General features: G+C 65.4%; 22 protein-coding genes and 1 pseudogene. 6 read left to right on the top strand and 17 right to left on the bottom strand.

All coding sequences use genetic code 11. From position 1 onward, the window contains the following. Nucleotides 1–146 precede the first annotated feature (146 nt). Together RHCRD62_RS19235 and RHCRD62_RS19230 are read left to right on the top strand one after the other, a co-directional pair. Nucleotides 147–425: a hypothetical protein gene (locus tag RHCRD62_RS19235; protein ID WP_050066367.1), complete on the top strand. Its 279-nt coding sequence runs from the start codon at nt 147–149 to the stop codon at nt 423–425. Between the two features lie 81 nt (nt 426–506). Next, nucleotides 507–947, top strand: coding sequence for a HEAT repeat domain-containing protein (locus RHCRD62_RS19230; RefSeq protein ID WP_157050995.1), 441 nt, complete (start codon nt 507–509; stop codon nt 945–947). Between the two features lie 130 nt (nt 948–1,077). On the opposite strand, the gene RHCRD62_RS19225 is transcribed toward RHCRD62_RS19230, so the two are convergent. The 3 genes and pseudogenes from RHCRD62_RS19225 to RHCRD62_RS25940 all read right to left on the bottom strand — a co-directional run bounded on the left by RHCRD62_RS19225 (nt 1,078) and on the right by RHCRD62_RS25940 (nt 4,837). After that, a complete protein-coding gene (locus RHCRD62_RS19225) occupies nt 1,078–3,156 on the bottom strand; it encodes an MMPL family transporter (protein ID WP_253277390.1) in 2,079 nt (692 codons plus the stop codon). A 109-nt stretch (nt 3,157–3,265) separates the two neighbouring features. Then, nucleotides 3,266–3,640: a DUF3817 domain-containing protein gene (locus RHCRD62_RS19220; RefSeq protein ID WP_216596655.1), complete on the bottom strand. Its 375-nt coding sequence runs from the start codon at nt 3,638–3,640 to the stop codon at nt 3,266–3,268. 314 nt (nt 3,641–3,954) lie between these two features. Continuing rightward, nucleotides 3,955–4,837, bottom strand: a pseudogene (locus RHCRD62_RS25940) (IS5 family transposase). A 205-nt stretch (nt 4,838–5,042) separates the two neighbouring features. Between RHCRD62_RS25940 and RHCRD62_RS26480 the strand changes: the two are divergent. Then, nucleotides 5,043–5,336 (top strand): SdpI family protein, encoded by a 294-nt coding sequence (locus tag RHCRD62_RS26480; RefSeq protein WP_084734377.1) that lies wholly within the window; start codon nt 5,043–5,045, stop codon nt 5,334–5,336. A gap of 82 nt (nt 5,337–5,418) precedes the next feature. On the opposite strand, the gene RHCRD62_RS19205 is transcribed toward RHCRD62_RS26480, so the two are convergent. The 6 genes from RHCRD62_RS19205 to RHCRD62_RS19180 all read right to left on the bottom strand — a co-directional run bounded on the left by RHCRD62_RS19205 (nt 5,419) and on the right by RHCRD62_RS19180 (nt 9,437). Beyond that, on the bottom strand, nt 5,419–6,054 hold the full coding sequence (locus tag RHCRD62_RS19205; RefSeq protein WP_050066361.1) for a response regulator transcription factor: 636 nt from the start codon (nt 6,052–6,054) through the stop codon (nt 5,419–5,421). Beyond that, nucleotides 6,051–7,217: a sensor histidine kinase gene (locus RHCRD62_RS19200; RefSeq protein WP_050066360.1), complete on the bottom strand. Its 1,167-nt coding sequence runs from the start codon at nt 7,215–7,217 to the stop codon at nt 6,051–6,053. The genes RHCRD62_RS19205 and RHCRD62_RS19200 overlap by 4 nt, the downstream gene beginning before the upstream one ends. A gap of 97 nt (nt 7,218–7,314) precedes the next feature. After that, nucleotides 7,315–7,851 carry a hypothetical protein gene (locus RHCRD62_RS19195; protein ID WP_050066359.1) on the bottom strand — a complete coding sequence of 179 codons (537 nt, stop codon included), beginning with the start codon at nt 7,849–7,851 and terminating at the stop codon, nt 7,315–7,317. 24 nt (nt 7,852–7,875) lie between these two features. After that, nucleotides 7,876–8,199, bottom strand: coding sequence for a hypothetical protein (locus RHCRD62_RS25935; RefSeq protein WP_157050992.1), 324 nt, complete (start codon nt 8,197–8,199; stop codon nt 7,876–7,878). 187 nt (nt 8,200–8,386) lie between these two features. After that, on the bottom strand, nt 8,387–8,833 hold the full coding sequence (locus tag RHCRD62_RS19185; RefSeq protein WP_157050991.1) for a hypothetical protein: 447 nt from the start codon (nt 8,831–8,833) through the stop codon (nt 8,387–8,389). Nucleotides 8,834–8,936: 103 nt separating this feature from the next. Beyond that, nucleotides 8,937–9,437, bottom strand: a complete 501-nt coding sequence (locus RHCRD62_RS19180; protein WP_050066356.1) for a hypothetical protein — start codon at nt 9,435–9,437, stop codon at nt 8,937–8,939. Between the two features lie 181 nt (nt 9,438–9,618). Here RHCRD62_RS19180 and RHCRD62_RS19175 point away from each other — a divergent pair, with 181 nt between their 5' ends. Together RHCRD62_RS19175 and RHCRD62_RS19170 are read left to right on the top strand one after the other, a co-directional pair. After that, nucleotides 9,619–10,197: a dihydrofolate reductase family protein gene (locus RHCRD62_RS19175; protein WP_157050990.1), complete on the top strand. Its 579-nt coding sequence runs from the start codon at nt 9,619–9,621 to the stop codon at nt 10,195–10,197. Nucleotides 10,198–10,396: 199 nt separating this feature from the next. Beyond that, nucleotides 10,397–10,699 (top strand): hypothetical protein, encoded by a 303-nt coding sequence (locus tag RHCRD62_RS19170; protein ID WP_157050989.1) that lies wholly within the window; start codon nt 10,397–10,399, stop codon nt 10,697–10,699. A 131-nt stretch (nt 10,700–10,830) separates the two neighbouring features. Here the strand turns inward: RHCRD62_RS19170 and RHCRD62_RS19165 are convergent, their stop codons facing one another. The 7 genes from RHCRD62_RS19165 to RHCRD62_RS19135 all read right to left on the bottom strand — a co-directional run bounded on the left by RHCRD62_RS19165 (nt 10,831) and on the right by RHCRD62_RS19135 (nt 16,728). After that, a complete protein-coding gene (locus RHCRD62_RS19165; protein ID WP_050066353.1) occupies nt 10,831–11,412 on the bottom strand; it encodes a GTP-binding protein in 582 nt (193 codons plus the stop codon). A gap of 6 nt (nt 11,413–11,418) precedes the next feature. Next, the gene (locus RHCRD62_RS19160; protein ID WP_050066352.1) at nt 11,419–11,808 is read right to left on the bottom strand and encodes a DUF742 domain-containing protein; all 390 of its coding nucleotides are present in this window, start codon (nt 11,806–11,808) and stop codon (nt 11,419–11,421) included. 6 nt (nt 11,809–11,814) lie between these two features. After that, the gene (locus RHCRD62_RS19155) at nt 11,815–12,228 is read right to left on the bottom strand and encodes a roadblock/LC7 domain-containing protein (protein WP_050066658.1); all 414 of its coding nucleotides are present in this window, start codon (nt 12,226–12,228) and stop codon (nt 11,815–11,817) included. A gap of 2 nt (nt 12,229–12,230) precedes the next feature. Beyond that, complete coding sequence (locus tag RHCRD62_RS19150; protein WP_050066351.1) at nt 12,231–14,690, bottom strand: sensor histidine kinase; 2,460 nt, start codon at nt 14,688–14,690, stop codon at nt 12,231–12,233. Between the two features lie 240 nt (nt 14,691–14,930). Beyond that, a complete protein-coding gene (locus RHCRD62_RS19145; RefSeq protein WP_050066350.1) occupies nt 14,931–15,917 on the bottom strand; it encodes a dipeptidase in 987 nt (328 codons plus the stop codon). Between the two features lie 16 nt (nt 15,918–15,933). After that, nucleotides 15,934–16,266 carry a hypothetical protein gene (locus RHCRD62_RS19140; RefSeq protein WP_050066349.1) on the bottom strand — a complete coding sequence of 111 codons (333 nt, stop codon included), beginning with the start codon at nt 16,264–16,266 and terminating at the stop codon, nt 15,934–15,936. An 84-nt stretch (nt 16,267–16,350) separates the two neighbouring features. Beyond that, a complete protein-coding gene (locus RHCRD62_RS19135; RefSeq protein WP_050066348.1) occupies nt 16,351–16,728 on the bottom strand; it encodes a cupin domain-containing protein in 378 nt (125 codons plus the stop codon). 72 nt (nt 16,729–16,800) lie between these two features. Here RHCRD62_RS19135 and RHCRD62_RS19130 point away from each other — a divergent pair, with 72 nt between their 5' ends. Next, nucleotides 16,801–17,256: a MarR family winged helix-turn-helix transcriptional regulator gene (locus tag RHCRD62_RS19130; protein ID WP_050066347.1), complete on the top strand. Its 456-nt coding sequence runs from the start codon at nt 16,801–16,803 to the stop codon at nt 17,254–17,256. 97 nt (nt 17,257–17,353) lie between these two features. On the opposite strand, the gene RHCRD62_RS19125 is transcribed toward RHCRD62_RS19130, so the two are convergent. Continuing rightward, entirely contained in the window at nt 17,354–18,310 is a 957-nt protein-coding gene (locus RHCRD62_RS19125; protein ID WP_050066346.1) for an NAD(P)H-dependent flavin oxidoreductase, read from the bottom strand. Between the last annotated feature and the right edge of the window lies 1 nt (nt 18,311).

Raw genomic sequence — 18,311 nt, 5'->3', positions numbered from 1 at the left:
CGAACCCGCCGCCCGACCCAGCAGCGTCGACCACGCCGTTTCAGATCCCGGCCACGTTCCTCTCGGGTTGCGGGGTCGGATTCAGGTGCTATTTGCCGCCGCTGGTGCCCCTGACCCCGACCGCAACGACAGGAGCGCCGGGCGAAGTGACCTTTCAGCTTGCCCGTCCAACCACGTACCAGATCGACACGTACGACTGCATTGGCATGACCATGAACTGGCGAAACCTGACGACCGGCGCCACTGGCACAACCCAGGTCCTACGCGTCCCGATCGACTACAGTCGCACAACGCCGCAGGACTTTTGCGCGTACACCCCTTCGACGGTGGAAACCGGCAGCGGCATCGTCACCGCGACCGCAGACGCGCGGACCGCCGATCACCGCCCCGTCAGCATGGGCGTCGTGGTCCTCCAGGTCCCCTGAACCGCGGGCTCGACAGGCACTTTCGGATGACGTCGAAGTGATCGCGCTCCGTGACATGCAAGCCCCGTAGCGTGACGTCTCATGACGTCGAAATCGGCACCTGCGCGTGAAATGATCGCCAATTTCTCTCGGTGGAACGCTGATGCGCGCTTCTCCGCACTGCATTCGTTGGTTCCCGGCGTTGCCGACGGATCGCTGCTAGCCCCGTTTCTGCTCGCGGTTGCAGCAGATGTGTCGGAGGACGACCTGGTGAGGATCGAGGCGGTGAGGGTCTTCGAGATCCTTCCGCTCGATGACGGCTCGCTCGCCGAAGAATGCCGCGGGGCGCTGATCCACCTGGCCCGAACGGACGACGACTGGGATGTCCGCAACGCGGCCGGCTGCGCGGTGTTCGGCCTACCCGGCGCCGAGCGTGAGCTCGAGACGATGCGCTCCGTAATCGCAACGGAGCAGGAGGAATTCGTCCGCGACAATGTCGGAGCCGCGCTCAGGATGTTCCTCCGACGCCGCGACTCCGGGTAGTTCTGTCCGCCGGGCACCTGAAGGTCATCAACATCGAAGCCCGGACGCTTCCATCCGCGAGCATCGGGAAGGGGCCCCGCGTTGCGGGGCCCTTCCCGATGCCTGTCGAATACGTCTGCCAGTCGACCGGCTAGACGCCGGACAACTCCACATCCGGATCCCGTTCGTGTGTCGGTTGAGGAACCGTCGGCCACAGGGCCTTGTCGCCGAGTAGGCGCATGATCGCCGGGACGAGCAGGGGACGGACGACGAAGGTATCGAGCAGGATTCCGATGGCCATCGCCAACCCGAACTGGAACAGTTCTCGGATCGGTTGAGTGGTCAACACGGCGAAGGTGGCTGCCAGGATGACACCTGCGGACGAAATCACCCCACCGGTCCGGGTGAGTGCAACCCGCAGCGCTGCCCGTGATGGATGCGTCGACAGTTCCTGCCGGTAGCGGCTCATCAAGAAGATGGTGTAGTCGACACCCAGAGCGACCAGGAACACGAACACGTAGACCGCGACTCGATTCCCGATTCCGGCGTCTCCCAGCACGGTTACGGTGATGAAGGTCGTGAGCCCGAGCGTCGCAGTGAACGACAGTACGAGCGTTCCGACAAGATACAGGGGTGCGAGAACCGATCGCAGCAGCAACGCCAGCACTGCGGCAACGATCAAGAGCACCAGCGCGGCGACCACCCAGTTGTCACGATCGAGCGCCGAACGGATGTCGGCAGCGTGAGCGCTCTCGCCACCGACGAGAACCCGCGCATTGTCGATCCCTGCGGTGTCTGCGGCGGACTGCGCCACGGACGCCAGTGTTTCGATGCGGTCCAGTGCAGCAGGACTGTAGGGGTTGTCGGTGAAGGTGACCTCGAATGCTGCCGTCGTCCCGTCCGCGCTGACCGTGGGACTCCCGGTCAACCGGGCGACCCCGTCCACATCCGCCAGGTGACGGGTGATCTCGTTCCAGTCGGGCGATGGTGTCCCGACCGGTGCGGTGACGTAGACGGTCGACGGCGCGATCTCGCCGGCTCCGAATGCATCGGCGATCATGTTCTGGCCGGACTCGGACTGGGTGTCGATCCGGAATCCGCTGATGAAGTCGAAGCTCTCGCGATAGCCTGCCAGTCCCGCGGTCATCACGAGTAGACCGAGCAGTGTGGAGGCCAGCACCGCTTTCGGTGATCGGTCGACGAGGTTCGCGACCCGTTCCCAGACCTTGCCTCCTACGCGACCCGACGCCGCTTGGATTGTGGACGGCCAGAAGAGCTTTCCCCCGAAGAGCAACATGAGCGCAGGGGTGAAGGTGAAGGCGACCAGTCCCATCGAGGCGACGCCCAGCGCGAGATACGGTCCGAACCCGCGCAGTGCCGGCGAGACCGCCACCAGCAGAGCCAGCATGGCCAGAACGATCGTCGTAACACTCGACAGGATCGATTCGGAGACTCCCCGCAGGGCCCGCATCATCGCAGCCGAGCGCTCCGATTCCGCGGCGAGTGCCTCACGGTAGCGGGCGACGACGATCAGCGCGTAGTCGGTGCCGACACCGAACAGAAGTACGGTCATGATCGATGCGGTCTGCGAACTGATGTCGAACCAGCCCGCGTCGGCCATCATCGCGCCCACCGTTTCGGCGAGCCGCATCGCAACGCCGACACCGGCCAGCGCCACGACCACGAGGACGGGCGATCGATAGATCACCATCAGGATGATCGCGACCAGCAGAATCGTTCCGAGGAGCAGAATCTTGTCGCCGCTGCGGAACACCTCCACCGTGTCGGTGGCGATCCCGGCTGGTCCGGTGACAGCTGCATCAGCCGGCCCAGCAGCCTCGCCCACGAGATCGCGAAGGGTGCCGACCGTGTCCTGGAACGACTCGTCGGTCGGGTTGCCTGTCAGCGAGACGACGACCATCTCGCTGGTGCCGTCGGTGGTGCGCAGGCTGCCGCTGCCATCACGGTCGGCGGTCACCACCGCGGCGATCGAGGGGTTGTCGGCTTTCGCGCCGTTGATGCTCGCGGCAATCCGGTCCACTGCCGCCGAGGTCTCGGAACTGTCGGCGCCGCGGACGACGACGATCGCGGGAGTTCCCTCACTTCTCGGGAACTCGCGGGCTGCCAACTCGGCGGCTTGTACGGATTCCGAGGAAGCGGGCGGATCGTTTGCCCCCGCGTTGTTCTCGACCTCCTCCAGGGTGGGCGCAAGACTTGCGAGTGCACCCACGAGGACGATCCACAGCAAGACGAGGATGCCGGCCCGACGTCGGGATCCGAAGAGGGTTTTCATGAAGCGTGATCTCATATTGTTGCGTCCAATCCCGACTGGAATGCGTTCATCGCACCGGCGTCGGATAGCGAGCTGGGAAGTCGGAGTAGCGGTCCGCCCCCGGAACGAAGCGCCCGGTGCGGGCAGCCCACACCTCGAATGCGATCGTGGCGAAGGGTGGCAGCGAGGACACCAACGCGAGCAACAAGGTCCGCTGGCGCCAGCCCAGTCGGACGTACATTGCGATCGAGAGCACAACGAACGTCACGAACATCGCCCCGTGCAGGGGTCCGAAGATGCGGACGCCGAGATCGGTGCTCTTCGCGATCCATTTGAAGTACATGCCGATCAGCAACCCCAGCCAGGTCGCCGCTTCCAGCGACGCAACAACGCGGAAGGCACGCACCAGCATTCGAGCGTTCGACGACTCCCCTCGTCGCATCTGCCGTTCGCTCACGCGATCCCCTCCATGTTCCTTGGGGTGCTTGCCTTTTCGGCAACATCGGCCTTGGTCAGCAGTCGGTGATAAGGGCCTGCCACGGCGTACCCGAATGCGCAATTGACAAGTGTCTTCACGCCTTCCATCCGACCGAAATCCCGGCTCCGGCACATCGGAAGAACGGTCGGACTCATCTACGACTTTGGATAGAGGCGGCGCGCAGAACTGCCTGTCAGAGCCCTCCAGAACCGGCTGAGACGCCCGCCGGTCACCTCCGGCGACGGAGGATCCTCTCCGGCCACCCGCTGGTGGTTGGGCTAGGGCATGTCTGACAAACATCGGGCCCAGGCTATGACCGCGTTGAGGACGGCGGCTGCGCGGTAAACGATCGCGAGTTTGTCGTACCGAGTCGCCAGACCTCGCCACTGCTTCAGGTGACAGAACCGGCGCTCGATGACGTTGCGCCCGCGGTAGTCGACCTCGTCGAACGCTGGCGGTCGCCCGCCACGCGATCCACGTCGGCGTCGGTGCCCTGCCTGATCGGAGGGCTCTGCGATGACCGCACCGATCCCGCGGCGGCGCAGCAATTCCCGGTTCGCGCGAGACGAGTACGCCTTGTCGCCGCGGACCCGATCGGGTCGGGTCCGCGGCCGCCCGCCCCCGATCCTGGGAACGCGCAGGTGCTCAAGCAGGTGGGCGAATGCGGGGCTGTCACCAGATTGGCCGGGTGAGACGAGCACGACAAGCGGCAATCCGTGGCCGTCAACGAGGTGATGGATCTTCGTCGACAGGCCGCCGCGGGAGCGGCCGATCGCATGGTCAGGCGGCTCGATCGAAGGATTCGTGTAATTCGACAGACCCCCCTGTGTGGCGGGTGGTGTTCGTGGCGTGCTGATGCGCGCGGACGATGGTCGAGTCCACCGACACTGCCCAGTCGATGATCCCGGCCGCGTCGGCGCGAGCCAGTAGCCGTTGCAGGATCCGCTCCCAGGTGCCGTCGCCCGCGAGGCGGCGGTGCCAGGTCCAGATCGTCTGCCACGGCCCGAACACCTCCGGCACGTCCCGCCACGCGATTCCGCATCGGTACCGGTAGATGATGCCGCCGATCATCGCCCGCGCATCGGAGAACGGCCGGCCCCGACGACCGGTCCGTACCGGCAGCAAGTCCGAGATCAACTCCCACTGCTCATCTGACAACACTTGAAACCGCGTCACGCGAACAGGCTCACACGCACCGGTTCACATGTAGGTATGAGGGTCCCCGCGGTTCCCAGGCGGGAGTGTCGGTAATGTCCGTTGTGCTAAATCTGTCGACAGGGGGTTGGGCGTGGGGTCATCTGACTTGCTGGGTCTGACGATCTCGCTGACGTCGTCGACGATTGTCATTGCCTTCGTTGCTGGACTTATGCCGCGGATCACCGGTGATGAACCGAATCCCGTTGTGGGCATACGAACGAAGGCGACGATGTCGAGCCCCGCAGCGTGGCAGTTGGCCCATCAGGTTGCTCGGCCACTTCTACACCGGACGGTGTGGACAGCCATTGCTGGGCTATCCATCCAAGTCATGATCGGTGTCGTGGCGGGTTTCGGATCCGTGGCGTCGGCTGTCGCCGCACCCGCCGTGCTTCTGGCGGTGTTCATCGCCCTGATCTACGCGGCGATCAAGGGCAACGCCGCGGCGAAGTCGCTTCGGTGTTGATCAGATCCGGCTCTTCCTCCGAGATTCCTCGCTGAGCTGCGATCAGCCGCATGCCGTCCCACCACCAATTGTCGGACATGCCCTAGTCGACGTCGCCGCCGATAATCCCCCGCGCGCGTGCCTGCGCGACGGCCGCGGTCCGCGATCGCACGCCCAGTTTGCCGAACACGTTCGTCAGATGCGTCTTCACCGTGCCTTCGCTGAGGAACATCCGGCGAGCGATCTCCCGGTTGGAGTATCCGACCGCGACCGCCTCCAACACCTGAATTTCGCGCGGGGTCAGTGCCACCCCGGGATCACGCATCTGCGCCATCAGTTTCGAGGCCACCGCGGGAGACAACGCGCTCGCACCCGCCGCCGCCGCCACGATCGCCGTGAACAGTTCGGCTGGCGCGGTGTCCTTGAGCAGGTAGCCACTGGCACCGGCTTCGATCGCACGCAGAATTTCGGCGTCGGTGTCGTAGTTCGTCACCACCAGGACACGTGGTGCATTCGGCAGCGACCGGATCCGACTGGTCGCCTCCACACCGGTCAACCCGGCCCCGAACCGCAGATCCATGAGGACGAGATCGATCGCCTCATCACGGCACAACGCAACAGCTTCTTCGCCAGTGGCGGCCTCGGCGACGATCGTGATCTCCGCCGAGTGCCGTTCGAGCAATGCCCGCAGCCCAGCACGCACGATTGCGTGGTCGTCGGCAAGTACCAGTCGGATCATCGGTGCTCCTCCTGCTGCACGAGCGGAAAAGTCGCCGATACGGCGGTGTGCCCGGGTTCGGATTCGATGGACCATCGTCCGCTGAGCTGCTCGACACGGGTGCGCATGGCGTTGAGTCCGAAGTTGTGTGCGGCGGGATCGTCCAGAATCGTTGCGTCGAAACCGTGCCCGTCGTCGACCACGTCCAGGTGTACTTCGTCGGTCCCATAGGTGAGGGTGACGACGGCGTGGTGAGCACCGGCGTGGCGCACGACGTTCGACACCGCACCCTGGGCCAAGCGCACGAGAGCTGACGACACCGGCATCGGCAGGGAAACCGCCTGCCCCTCTACGAGAAGGCGAACATCGCAGCTGCCGGCTCCCGCGCGCTCACACACCCGGTTCAGCGCGTCGACAAGCGAGCTTCCCGCCAGGTCCGACGGCGAGAGGGCCGCGATGAGGCGCCGGGCATCCGCCAACCCTGCCGACGCAGTTCGCCGAGCCATCACGACCTTGTCCGCCGCGCTGGGGGGCAAGTCCTCGGCCTCGGCGGCGTGCAGCAGCATCTGAATGCTGCTCAGGCCCTGCGCAACGGTGTCGTGAATCTCTCTGGCCAGCCGCTCCCGTTCGGCCAGTTCGCCCGCGGAGCGCTCCTTCTCTGCCAACTCCGCACGGGTGCGATGCAGTTCCTCGATCAGTTGCTGTCGTCGTTCCGTTTCGTGGAACAAGACCCGGAAGCCGAGCCCGACAACGACACCGACAACGGCGCCGAGCAGCGACCCAACCACCGCCCCACCCCAACTGTCGTCAACGTTGATCCCGATCACCACGTTGACGATCGTGATCGCGATCACCGCTGCCACCGCCGGGATCAACGGCATCTCGGTCATGAACAGCAGAATGAGCCCGAACGACACATACGCTGCGTCGGCACCCAGGAGTGCCATCGCCGCCCAGACCGCACACAACGAGCCCAGCCAAGCGAATCGCGCAAAAGGAGCACGCTGTGAGGCGCCCACGATGTGAACAACAACGAACACGGCCGTCAACGCGCCGATCCACCCGGTATAGGGCTCGGAGAGCAGCACCGCCCGCAACAGCACGATCAACGCCAGAACCAGGACGAGAACGTGCAGGCCTAGACGGAGGCGCGAGTGTCGCATGAACGAGGATTCGTCAACCATCACCACACAAGGTAGCTGCAGCCGCGTCGACTCGTTCGTGATGTTGAGGGTGACGAGGGAAAACAGCGCACTCGGGCCGTCAGCTCAGGGTCATGGATCAGCTGACGAATGCGATGCCGACGCCGGGACCACCGCCCGGGAGCTCGACCAGCGGGCTGCTCAACCACTTCTGCGGAGTCACGTCGTAGGTGAACCGTTGGAAGATCGGGTTCTCGACGGGGCGCATATTGACCACGATGGAGTCACGACCCTGTCCGGGGATGACATAGAAGTGGTCGGGGGCGACCGCACCGACGGTGACGAACTTCGCCGCCGGGGTGTCCAGGGCATCGATCTCGTAGACGCGCCGGTACTCGGTTGCGTAGATCGCGCCCATCTTCGATGCCGAGACGACCACGACCTCACCGGCCTCGTAGATCGGGAATCCCGCATTGCGAGCGGCGATGAGGGCCTCGACGGTCAGCCCCTCCGGGGCGCCGATGCTGCCGTCTGAAGATGCGCTCGAAGTGGCCGCGGTGATCGGCGCAAGCGGATTCGAGTTCGGTGCCGCCGATGCGGGTACCGCCGCGCCTGCGACCACTGCCGCGGAAAGGGCTGTCGCAGCGAACAGTTGCTTCAACTTGCCTGCATTCATGGAGATCCCCCGGATTGTTGTGTGTCAGCTCTGGACCGGATTCAGTACCCAGAGTCGCGGAATGTATGCGTTGAGCGATGTCAGATCGTGCCGGTTGCCGGCGGGATCGAGCTGGTAACAGATGGTGGACTTGTAGGAGGCGCAGTAGATGTCGACTGTGCCGAAGGGGCTGGCGATGATCCACTTCGGTGCCGGTCTCCACGCGTCGGGATCGAGTGGTGTCACAAAGCTCTCGCTGGCCGGCTGAAATCCGGGTAGCGGAACATGAGCTTGCGCAGCCGCGACCGGAGCCAGCGCAACTCCCACGCCTACAGCCAAGGTCGTCGCTGCGAACAGCTGTCTGATCATCGATGAACCCCCGTGCACTGAACGGAAACCTACCGGTATGTCTGTAATGCCTCGCCGATCGTTACAGGGCGGTACGGCCGATGGCCGAACGCAAGCGGATTGTCCTGGTTGAGAATCCGGCGATCGCCGAACGGGAACTTCTTTCGCGAGCCACGAAGCCGTACGCCTCTACAGCCGCACACAGCCCCTAGAGCCCCCTGAGCCCGAGCAGTCGACTCACCAGGCCAGGCGGTCGATTCCCTCGCCCGCTCAGCCGATCCACGAGTTCAGGCGTGTCGGGTGGGAACGAGTCGAGGATCTCGGCGGGCCCGAATGCGATGGATTCGCCTCGTTTCGCGCGATCACGAGCATCCACCCAGCCCGTGACGAGGAGGTACCACCCCGCGACCACTGGCGGGTCCGAGGCCACGACCGCGTCGATCTCCACGACGCCGTCGCTTACCGAGGCGACATCCTCGACCGTCCGAGATACCACGACGATCTTCGTCGATGGGTCGCTGTTCCACACCGTCGCGTTGGCCCACCGCGTGTAGAGCTCGGTCTCCCTGCGTTCTCGAGCATCTCGACGCCACCAGAATGCGAGAAGCCCCGCCACGATCAGCCCGGTGGAGCCCCAGAGAACGACCTCGAACACGACCACATCCTAGGGATCGAGACGCCCGATCAGGCGGTCCGGGCGGCGATGGCTGGATCATCGACTGACCGGCACCGACAATCCGCTACACCACGCTCACGCGTCACGGCACCTGCAGACGCGTCGGATCGATCGGGCGATGGGGGCGATCGGGTTCCATGCGCAGTTCGACGGCGCCCGGGCCCGGATGGATCTCGGCGAACATCACCTGCGTGGCCGCCGACGGGATCATCAGGCCCGCCACCCGACCGTGCTCCACGCCGTTCGCACCGGTGTCCAGATTGCGCCAGTGAACGCTCACCCCGACACTGCAGTGCGCGGTGGTGCCGGAGATCCCGAGGAACCCGCCGGTCACCTGGATCGACGCCGTCCCGGGACCACGGGGCGAGGTCAACAGTGCAACGTGACCGCCGCACAGCGGACCATCCGCGACGGTGTAGAGGGGCCCGGACCACACCGCGGGAGACATCTGTTGCGCGCCCGCGATGGCCGGGAGCGCTGCGGTGAGCAAGCAGCCCAACGCGATCGCCGGTGGGCGGATCGCGCCGAGAAGCCGAGCTCTCGGCGTGCGGGTGGGCGACGTGGGAACCGTCGGAGTCGTCATGACCTCGCCTTTCCGGGGCGTGTCTGCGCCGCATCCATGTGAGCCTGACACCCGTCATATCGCGTCGGGGAGCGTGCCTCGTTACGTGCCGCTCCACCTGAGTCGAACTTGCGATGAGTTTCGCCGTCACTTCCTGTCTATATCGACGCACACCCGATACAACCGCACCGAGGAGAGCACCATGACCGCCACCTACACCTTCGACGTCTTCTCCAGCCTCGACGGCTACGGCGGCGTCAGCGGCGGCGACTGGGGTGGGTACTGGGGCAAGCAAGGTCCCGAATTTCTCGACCACCGCCTCGCCCTGTACGAGGTGGAGCAGCGGATGGTCTTCGGAGCCAACACCTATCGGGCGTTCACGCAGCTGTTGGCCTCGGGCGCCGAGGAGTCCGTGCGCGACCCATGGGTCACCCGGATGAGGAGCCTGCCGGCGACCGTGGTGTCGACCACCCTGCACGAGCCTCTCGACTGGCCGGACGCGACCGTCGCACGTGGTGATGCCGTCGATGTCGTCGCCCGGCTCAAGCGGGAGTCCGACGTGCCGTTGCGCTCCCATGGCAGCCTGTCGATGAACCGGGCGCTGATGGCCGCCGGCCTGATCGACCGCGTCCAGGTGACGCTCTTCCCCGTGATCACCGGTCAGACCGGTGATGACCCGATCTTCCAGGGCGCGGCAGACTTCGACCTCGAGCTGATCGAGAGCCGAACGCTCGACGGCAGCATCCAAGAGCTCATCTACCGGCCCTCCCTGCATGCATGAGTCTGTCGATGCTCTCCCCACCAGTTCGGTGACGGGTCAATGCTTCTGCGGACAATCAGTCGAGGACAGCAGGTCTCCTGATCCAGGATCTCGCTGCGATCACGTCGTCAGTCAAACAGCCACCAACTCGACGAGCGAAATATATGGTCCTCCACGGCGTCGATCGGCGCCGAAGAAGCACTAGCGCAGAGGATCCATCTTGAAGCGATCAATCATCGTTGCATTGGCCGGCGCAACCATCGCCCTCGGCACCGTGACTTCGGCATCTGCCGCACCCACCGGCATCGACGATCCGGCCCTCCCTGTCCCCTGGGCCGGAAGCAGTTCCGGCAGCGCCGACTTCTTCTACCCGCACGACGGCCAGAACGCCGGATCCACCGACCTCGCACAGGCCTCCGGATCCAACGACCTCGGCAACATTGTGTTCCTGGCACCGTTCAGGTTGCTGTGCTGGGCGCTCACCGGCCAGCCGCTACAAGCCTGCATCCCGGACAACCTGTGATCCCGTAGCGGAATCGACCCGAGGCCGTTCACCGGCCTTCTGACCTCGAACAATCACTGCGACACTGCATTACGCCGAGACCCCTGCATCGACAGATGCAGGGGTCTCGAGCGGTACGTGCCGTGCGATCCTCAGGCCACCGAAGCGCTGGCCTGAACGATGAGGTGTTCGACGAGGGTGATCAGCACGGACTTGCACGACTCGCGATCACGCGCGTCGCAGAGCACGACGGGGGTTCCGATGTCGAGATCGAGTGCATCGCGAACCTCGTCGGTTGTGTATCCCTGGGCGTTGTCGAAGCAGTTCACCGCGACCGTGAACAAGACTCCACGCCGTTCGAAGAAGTCGATGGCGGCGAACGAGTTCTCCAGACGACGTGTGTCTGCGAGAACGACTGCACCGAGCGCTCCGCGCACCAGTTCGTCCCAGAGGAACCAGAAGCGGTCCTGTCCGGGTGTGCCGAACAGGTACAGCACGAGACTCTCGTCGAGGGTGATGCGACCGAAGTCCAGGGCCACCGTCGTCGTGGTCTTGCTCTCCACACCCGACAAATCGTCTACGCCTGCGGATAGTTCGGTGATCGTTTCCTCGGTACGCAGCGGTGCGACCTCGCTGACGGAGGACACCATCGTGGTCTTCCCGACCCCGAAGCCGCCGGCTACGAGAATCTTGACCGAAGCAGCCAGGTCGGCTGAGGACGCATTGTCATGCATGGTTGTCTACAGCTTTCGGATTCCATCGAGTACTGCTTGCAGAATGTTAATGTCGCCGATCCCGGAGATGTCGTTGACGGAGTCGCTGTTCAGGGGAGACCGGAAGTTCAGCAGTCCGTCGGCGATGAGGTCACCGACCAGGATCTTGGTCACTGCCAGAGGCAGATTCAGGTGCGCCGAGACCTCCGCAACCGATTGGGCAGTGCGGCACAGCTGAATGATCTCCGCGTACTCGGATTCGACGTGCTGCAGCCGCGGAGCCGGAGACACGGTCACGACGAGCGTGAGCATGTCGAGATCGTGTCCGGCCCCAACCGTGCGGCCCCGTGTAACGGCATACGGACGGATCAAGGGACCGGCAGCATCGTCGAACCACGATTGGCCTATACGTGTCACGGCAACCTACGCTCCATGCTCGGCCGAGCCGTTGCGGGGATCGGTGGACAGGAAACTACCGACACGCTGCACGGTCAGGTTCATCTCGTACGCGACCATACCCAGATTCGCGGTATCAGTGGCGTGCAATGCGATACATGCATTGCTTCCGGCGGCCGTCACGAACAACACCGCCTTGTCGAGTTCGATGACGGCCTGGCGGACACCGCCGCCTTGAAAGCGAAGCCCCGCGCTGCGCGCCAGCCCGTACAGGGTGGCCGACATGGCGGCGAAGTGCTCCGCGTCCTCACGGCTGATGGACGTGGATCGGCTCAGGAGCAGCCCATCAGTGGAAAGCACCACTGCGTAGCGCACTCCGGCCAGACGATTGATCAGATCGTCGAGGAGCCAGTTCAGATCACCTGAGTTGGTGGTCGTCACCTTCACCTTCCTTCACCTTCCGTTTCGTCCGTGTTCGGGTACTCGACCGGGGGTTCCGCGTGCCGAGCTTGCTGGGTACCGTACGCGATGGCAGACATGAGATCTCGCGCTTGCTGCGCTGATCTCGACGGCTGCTGCTCTTCCGCCTCGGGTTGAAGGTCGTGCGCCAGTTCCGGCGCCAGACTGGCCTGCCTGCGACGGCGAGGAAGGCCCGGACGGCCGTCACCACCGTTGTCGGACACCGGCTGCGGGGTGAAGGGCTCCTGTTCGGCAGCCGGGGTCGGCAGCTCGTGCCACGACGTCGTCACAGCATCGTCCGTGTACTCGGTGTGTGGCTCGTCCTCGATGCGCTCGACGATCGCCCAGTCCTGCGACGGGGCCGCAAACTGCGCGGGCTCTTCGGTGGGCGGCGCCGACGTGGGGCGTGCCATTGTCGCGACACCCGACGCGGACGCCGAGTGTTCGGTCGACTCGAGTTCCGGCATGGCCCTGACCGGCCGCCTTTCGGCCTCGCCACCGGCGAACCGATCCGACTGACGGTCAGGCATCGGCGTCGAGTCGGGCGCGACCGCCGAGTTCGGCACCAGCACGATGGCGCGAATGCCGCCGTACACGGATTCGGTCAGCTGAACAGACATTCCGTGCCGCAGGCCCAGTTGCGAAACGATAAACAGGCCGAGGCGCGAGGTCGCCGAAAGGGTGTCGACGCCGAAATCCGGCGGATTGCGCAGCATCTCGTTGACGCGAACGATCTCCTCGCCGGGCATTCCCATGCCCTGGTCGGTGATCTCGATCGCGACGCCCTTGCCGACCACGTTGCCGGTGACTTCGACGCGTGACTGTGGCGGGGAGAACGCCGTCGCGTTGTCGACCAGTTCGGCGAGCAGGTGGATGAGGTCGGCGACGACGTTGCCGACGATGAACACCTGCGGCATGCGGTGGGTGTGCACCCGCTTGTAGTCGAGGCTCTCACCGATCGCGCTGCGCACGAGATCGGCCAGAGGCACCGGGGTCCGCCACTGACGGCCGGGCTCGCCGCCACCGAGAATGATGAGGTTCTCGGCGTTGCGGCGTTCGCGGGTCGCGAGGTGATCGAGGCGGAAGAATGTCTCCAGCATGGCGGGATCCTCCTGTCGTTGTTCGGCCTCGTCCAGGACCTCGAGCTGCCGATGCACCACCATCTGGCTTCGGTGGGCGATGTTGAGGAACACCGCGCGCACACCCTCGCGGGTGCGGGCCTCGGTGACCGCGGCGGAAACGGCGGCTTCGTGTGCGGTGTTGAAGGCCTTTGCCACCGAGCCGATTTCGTCGTCGCCGAAGTCCAGGTGCGCAGCTCCGGTATCGATCTTCTCACCGGCCCCCAGCTTGCGCATGGTCTCGGGCAGTTCGACCTCTGCCAGGTCCAGCGTTTCCTTGCGCAGGCGCTTGAGCCGCCCGATCAGCCGGTTGGCCAGCCACAGCGAGAGCAGGAACGCGAGGAGCGCAACCACGAGCACGGCGGCACCCGCCCACAGCGAGTTCGTCGCGGTCTGGCTGCCCTCGTCGGCCGCGATCTGGTTCGCCTCGTCGTTCACGTCCTTCCAGGCGTCGATCACGCCTTCGGCCATCTGCTGCTGCGCGGCGTTCCACGCGGCGAAGGTCATGGGAGGAGGCGGGACGTCACCGTCCTTGTCCGGCTCCGGCGGCGTGATGAGGTAGTCCTCCATCGCGGCCACCTGCTGCCAGCCGGGAGATGCCAGCGCTCCCTTGATCTTCTCGGCGGCCGGATCGGCGCCCAGGTCGGCGGCGAGTTGCGGCAGTGCGGTCCGGTACGACCCGACGAGGTTTCGATAGTCGTTGCGCAGCGGGCCGTTGCTGAGCAGTCCCTGCATCTCAGCAGCGGTGAGCGCGGCGGACCGCGACATTCCCTCCATCGCGTGTAGGAGGCGCACGCCGTTGACGAGCGCAACGCCGACCTCGGCGCTGGGCGCATTGGTGGTGATCAGGTTGGTACCGAGCGCAACGGCATCGAGAATCGTGTTGAAGAGGGCGTAGGTGTCGTTGATCGACATCCGTCCGGCGTCGATCTGACCGCGAATCTGCGGCAGGCTGGCGCCCAAGGTGTCGAATCCACCCGTGTCGGCTCCCATGGCGCCCTGCGAGGCGGACTGCATCTGCGCACCAAGGGGGGCCAGCTGCGCGAACGCGGTGTCGACCCTGCTCCGCGCTGCGGCGAGCTCGGCCGGATCGCTCCGCTCTCCGGCCAGCTGCCACAGCGACAGCATTCGCTCCTCTTCGACCCCGGCGACCACGTCGCGGGCATAGCCCATGGCGTCTCGGTTCGCGTCGGCCCACTGTTCCGACTGTCGACCCTCACGTATCAGGTAACCCGCTGTTCCTACACCGATTCCGAGCAACGCCAGGCTTGGCACCAAGGCGATGGCCAGGACCCGGGCTCGGATGCCGAGGCGCACTTTGAACATCGGTGGAATATAGCTGGACGAATGTCCGACGTGAACTCGGGTCTCACTATTCGACAGTTGCCGATTCAACTGAGCCACTTGGCGTTTAACTCTACGCCCGGTGACATTGGGATTTGCAGGGCTGACGAAGCGCGTGCTTCATGGTGTTCGAACGGACGATCGGACCCTGACGACGGGATTACGTCGGCGCTGTCCCGTGGCGCCGGAATCGCTCGTTGCGGCGTGTACGACGCCCGTTCCTCAGATCCTTCTGAGGCATGGATCTGCACGGGTCGCCCGCCAGGCCTGCCGGGCGACCCGATGGAAGTTGCCACCGAGCACTGCACGGATGTCGGAGGTGCTCCAACCTCGGCCGGCAAGGTGCTCACCGAGTGTCAGCAGCGTTTCCGGCGGCATCCACTCAATGGTGCCCCAGCGGGTGTAGTTGTCGTCGAACAGGTGAGGGTTGCGGGTGACTTCGTGGATGAAGTCGGCGTAGTCGAACGAATAGTCGGTACTGACTCCGACGTGGTCGATGCCGACGAGGTCGACGGCGTACTCGAGGTGCCGAGTCATCGAATCCAGCGTCGGGGTGTTCGGCCCAAGGAAGATGCCGACACCGGTGATGCCGATGACGCCGCCGGTTGCTGCAGACTCACGAGCCTGGTCGTCGGTGATGTTGCGCGGATGATCCCAGACCGACCGCATGCACGAGTGACTGTAAATGACAGGGCCGGTCGACTTCTCACACATCTGCAGGCCCGTTCTGGTGCTGCAGTGCGAGCCGTCGGGGACGATGCCGACCTGGTTCATCTCGGATACGAGCGACCGCCCCCACGATGTGAGTCCCCCGTCGGCGGTGTCGAGACATCCGCTCCCGGCACGGTTGGCGTGATTGTAGGTGGGTAGCAGTGTGCGCACCCCGAGGCCGGCCAGGATGTCGAGATTGTCGAGATCTCCGTCGAGCGGACGGGAGTCTTCGAGGTCGAACACGACGGCGATGCGACCGGCATCGGTGATCGCTTCGACCTCATCGAGGTCGGCTGCAAGGTCGAGCTCGGAGTGCGCCTCGATCTCGGTCCGGTAGTACTGCAGGAGCGCTACGGTTTCGGCGAATGCGTGCGGGGAGTAGCCGGCATTCACCGACACCAGCGCGCCCCCGGGACGCCGGTAGCGAGTCAACTGGTCGACGTCGGCGGTGATCTGCAACGGCAGGCAGGTGTGCTGGTCCCACAGGAATGAGGTCACGACTCCCGATACTCCCTCACCTATCCACGAGGGGCACCCGCAGAATCGGCACCAGGCCGGCGTTCGCGGGATCGGCGTACGGATCCGGTTGGAGCCAGCGGACACTCCCCTTGGCCCGTGCCTCAAGGTCCACGGGACGTGGTTGGCCGTCCGGGTCCCGCACGACGAGCGCACCGCCCTCCGTCCACTCCCCTCTGCCACCACCGCGTCCCCGGGCGACGGTCGCCGTCACCCGATCGACGGGGGTCCGGTCGTCCACCACCGCCAGACGCCGGTCATCGCCGAGGACGCGCACACGGTGCGCGTCACCCTCCACCCGGATCGGCCCGTACCGGCGGTCGACGCACATCCTCGGACCGGAAGACATCGTGACCGGACGTGATCCATCCGGTGGAGCGAGCGACCGGTCGTCGAATATCGCGCTGACGTGCCTCTATTGCGCCCAGGGCGGCGCGATCTGCTCCCCACCGCCGCGCATCGTCGCCGTCATCCCGACGAGGGTGGTGACCCATGCACTGGCGGGCTCCGCTGTCGCATTGGTGACGCGGAGGACGGCACCGGACGGAACGAGCACCGCATCTCCCGTTTCGGCGGTGCAGCTTTCACCGTCGATCTCGACGTCGAGGGCGCCACCGGTGACGTACAGGACCTCCTCCTGCGTCATCGTGTGGGCCCGCCCCGGGGTGTCGGGCTCGAAGTCGGCGCGCCACGCGGCCAGCGACCGAGCGCCGCTCGCGCTGGACGCGAACGAGGTGAAGGTGACCCCGTGCATGCGGAACACGCGGGCTTGCTCACCGACGAGATGGACCATGACTCCTCCTGACCAAGTAGACAACCACATTGACCATATACCGACAACCTGGTTGTCGGTAGAGTCGGAGGCATGGATCCTGTCGACGACGTGGCGATGCCGTTCCTGCTGATGCGCGCCTTCAGAGGACTCGTCGACTCCGTCCACGAGGACTTGGCCCAGCACGGATTTCCGGGAATCCGCGCCCACCACGGATTCGCATTGCAGGCCATCGGTGACGGCTGCACGAGCGTGACACTCGGCGAACGCCTCGGAGTCTCCAAGCAGGCGGCGGCGAAGACGGTGAAGTCACTCGAGGAGCTGGGCCTGGTCGAACGCCGACTGAACGAGGCCGACCGGAGGGAACGCACCCTGGTGATCACGCGACGCGGACGACGACTTCTGAGTCTGTCGGCGGCCGCCTTCCGACGCGAGGTGGCCACCTGGCGCACGCGGGTCGGGGACGAACGCGTCGACGCCACTCTCACCACGCTGCTGGCCGTGGGGAGCGGAGGCCGAAGCGACACGGACCTGTCTGATTGGCAGTGAACGTTGCCTCCGTCGATCGACGGCATCGTGGTCGGAACGGAGAGTCCGCGGCCGTGGCGTGGCCGGAGGTCGTCGTGCCACGGCCGCGGACGCGGACTCAGATCGCAGCGGTCGCGGTCAGCCGGTTCGCTCGCTGGAATGCCTCGACGTATTCGCGCTCGATCTGGTCGACGATCGCGCTCACCGGCTCGATGGCGCGGATGGAGGCGAGTCCCTGCCCCGCAGCCCAGACGTCCTTCCACCGCTTCATCGATTCGGCGCCCGCGGTGTAGTTCTTCTCCCCTGTGGGCGCTGTCAGGTTGTCGGGATCGAGGCCGCAGGCGGCGAGGCTGGGCTTGAGCCACGACGCCGGAGTGCCGGTGATCGCGGAGCTGACGACGAGGTCGTCGGCGCCGTGATCGACGACCATCTGCTTGTACTCGTCGACGGCCATGCTTTCCGCGGCGGCGAGGAACCGCGTGCCCATGTAGACCAGGTCGGCGCCTGCAGTGATCGCGCCCGCGACACCGTGGCCGTCGCTGATGCCACCGCCGACGATGATCATCCCGTCGAAGTACTCGCGTACGGCGGAGGTGAACGCGAACGGCGACAGGTGGCCGGTGTGTCCACCCGCGCCCGCCGACACGCACGCCATGCCGTCGACACCTGCGTCGGCGGCCTTGCGCGCGAGGCGCAGATTGACGACGTCGGCGATCACGGTGCCGCCGTACCCCTTGACGATGTCCATCACCGGCTTCGGCGATCCGAGGGCGGTGATGACGACCTGCGGCTTGTACTCGCCGATGAGGCGCAGGTCGTCCTCGAGCCGGGCGTTGCTGCTGTGGGTGATGACGTTCGCCGCCCACGGCGCGACCGGACCCGAGGCCGAGCGAAGCTGGTCGGTGATCGTGCCCATCCAGGTGTCGAGATCTGCTGCGGTGCGGCAGTTCTGCGTCGGGAAGGATCCGATGACACCGGAGGTGCAGGCGGCGGTGACGAGTTCGGGTCCGGACACCAGGAACATCGGTGCCGCGACGACGGGCAGCCGCAGAGGGGTCAGGAACGAGTCGGTCATG

The organism is Rhodococcus sp. RD6.2, assembly GCF_001040705.1.
In the GTDB taxonomy this organism is placed as follows: Bacteria; Actinomycetota; Actinomycetes; order Mycobacteriales; family Mycobacteriaceae; genus Rhodococcus_G.
The sequence above is the reverse complement of the archived record's forward strand: the minus strand, read 5'-3'. Positions and strand labels throughout refer to the sequence as shown.

What these genes read in the sequence shown, in the direction of transcription:
- RHCRD62_RS19230 (WP_157050995.1), top strand. Translation starts at nt 507, where the DNA reads ATGACGTCGAAATCGGCACCTGCGCGTGAAATGATCGCCAATTTCTCT.
- RHCRD62_RS19220 (WP_216596655.1), bottom strand. Translation starts at nt 3,640, where the DNA reads ATGCGACGAGGGGAGTCGTCGAACGCTCGAATGCTGGTGCGTGCCTTC.
- RHCRD62_RS26480 (WP_084734377.1), top strand. Translation starts at nt 5,043, where the DNA reads ATGCCGCGGATCACCGGTGATGAACCGAATCCCGTTGTGGGCATACGA.
- RHCRD62_RS19205 (WP_050066361.1), bottom strand. Translation starts at nt 6,054, where the DNA reads ATGATCCGACTGGTACTTGCCGACGACCACGCAATCGTGCGTGCTGGG.
- RHCRD62_RS19200 (WP_050066360.1), bottom strand. Translation starts at nt 7,217, where the DNA reads ATGGTTGACGAATCCTCGTTCATGCGACACTCGCGCCTCCGTCTAGGC.
- RHCRD62_RS19195 (WP_050066359.1), bottom strand. Translation starts at nt 7,851, where the DNA reads ATGAATGCAGGCAAGTTGAAGCAACTGTTCGCTGCGACAGCCCTTTCC.
- RHCRD62_RS25935 (WP_157050992.1), bottom strand. Translation starts at nt 8,199, where the DNA reads ATGATCAGACAGCTGTTCGCAGCGACGACCTTGGCTGTAGGCGTGGGA.
- RHCRD62_RS19180 (WP_050066356.1), bottom strand. Translation starts at nt 9,437, where the DNA reads ATGACGACTCCGACGGTTCCCACGTCGCCCACCCGCACGCCGAGAGCT.
- RHCRD62_RS19175 (WP_157050990.1), top strand. Translation starts at nt 9,619, where the DNA reads ATGACCGCCACCTACACCTTCGACGTCTTCTCCAGCCTCGACGGCTAC.
- RHCRD62_RS19165 (WP_050066353.1), bottom strand. Translation starts at nt 11,412, where the DNA reads ATGCATGACAATGCGTCCTCAGCCGACCTGGCTGCTTCGGTCAAGATT.
- RHCRD62_RS19150 (WP_050066351.1), bottom strand. Translation starts at nt 14,690, where the DNA reads ATGTTCAAAGTGCGCCTCGGCATCCGAGCCCGGGTCCTGGCCATCGCC.
- RHCRD62_RS19140 (WP_050066349.1), bottom strand. Translation starts at nt 16,266, where the DNA reads ATGTGCGTCGACCGCCGGTACGGGCCGATCCGGGTGGAGGGTGACGCG.
- RHCRD62_RS19135 (WP_050066348.1), bottom strand. Translation starts at nt 16,728, where the DNA reads ATGGTCCATCTCGTCGGTGAGCAAGCCCGCGTGTTCCGCATGCACGGG.
- RHCRD62_RS19130 (WP_050066347.1), top strand. Translation starts at nt 16,801, where the DNA reads ATGGATCCTGTCGACGACGTGGCGATGCCGTTCCTGCTGATGCGCGCC.
- RHCRD62_RS19125 (WP_050066346.1), bottom strand. Translation starts at nt 18,310, where the DNA reads ATGACCGACTCGTTCCTGACCCCTCTGCGGCTGCCCGTCGTCGCGGCA.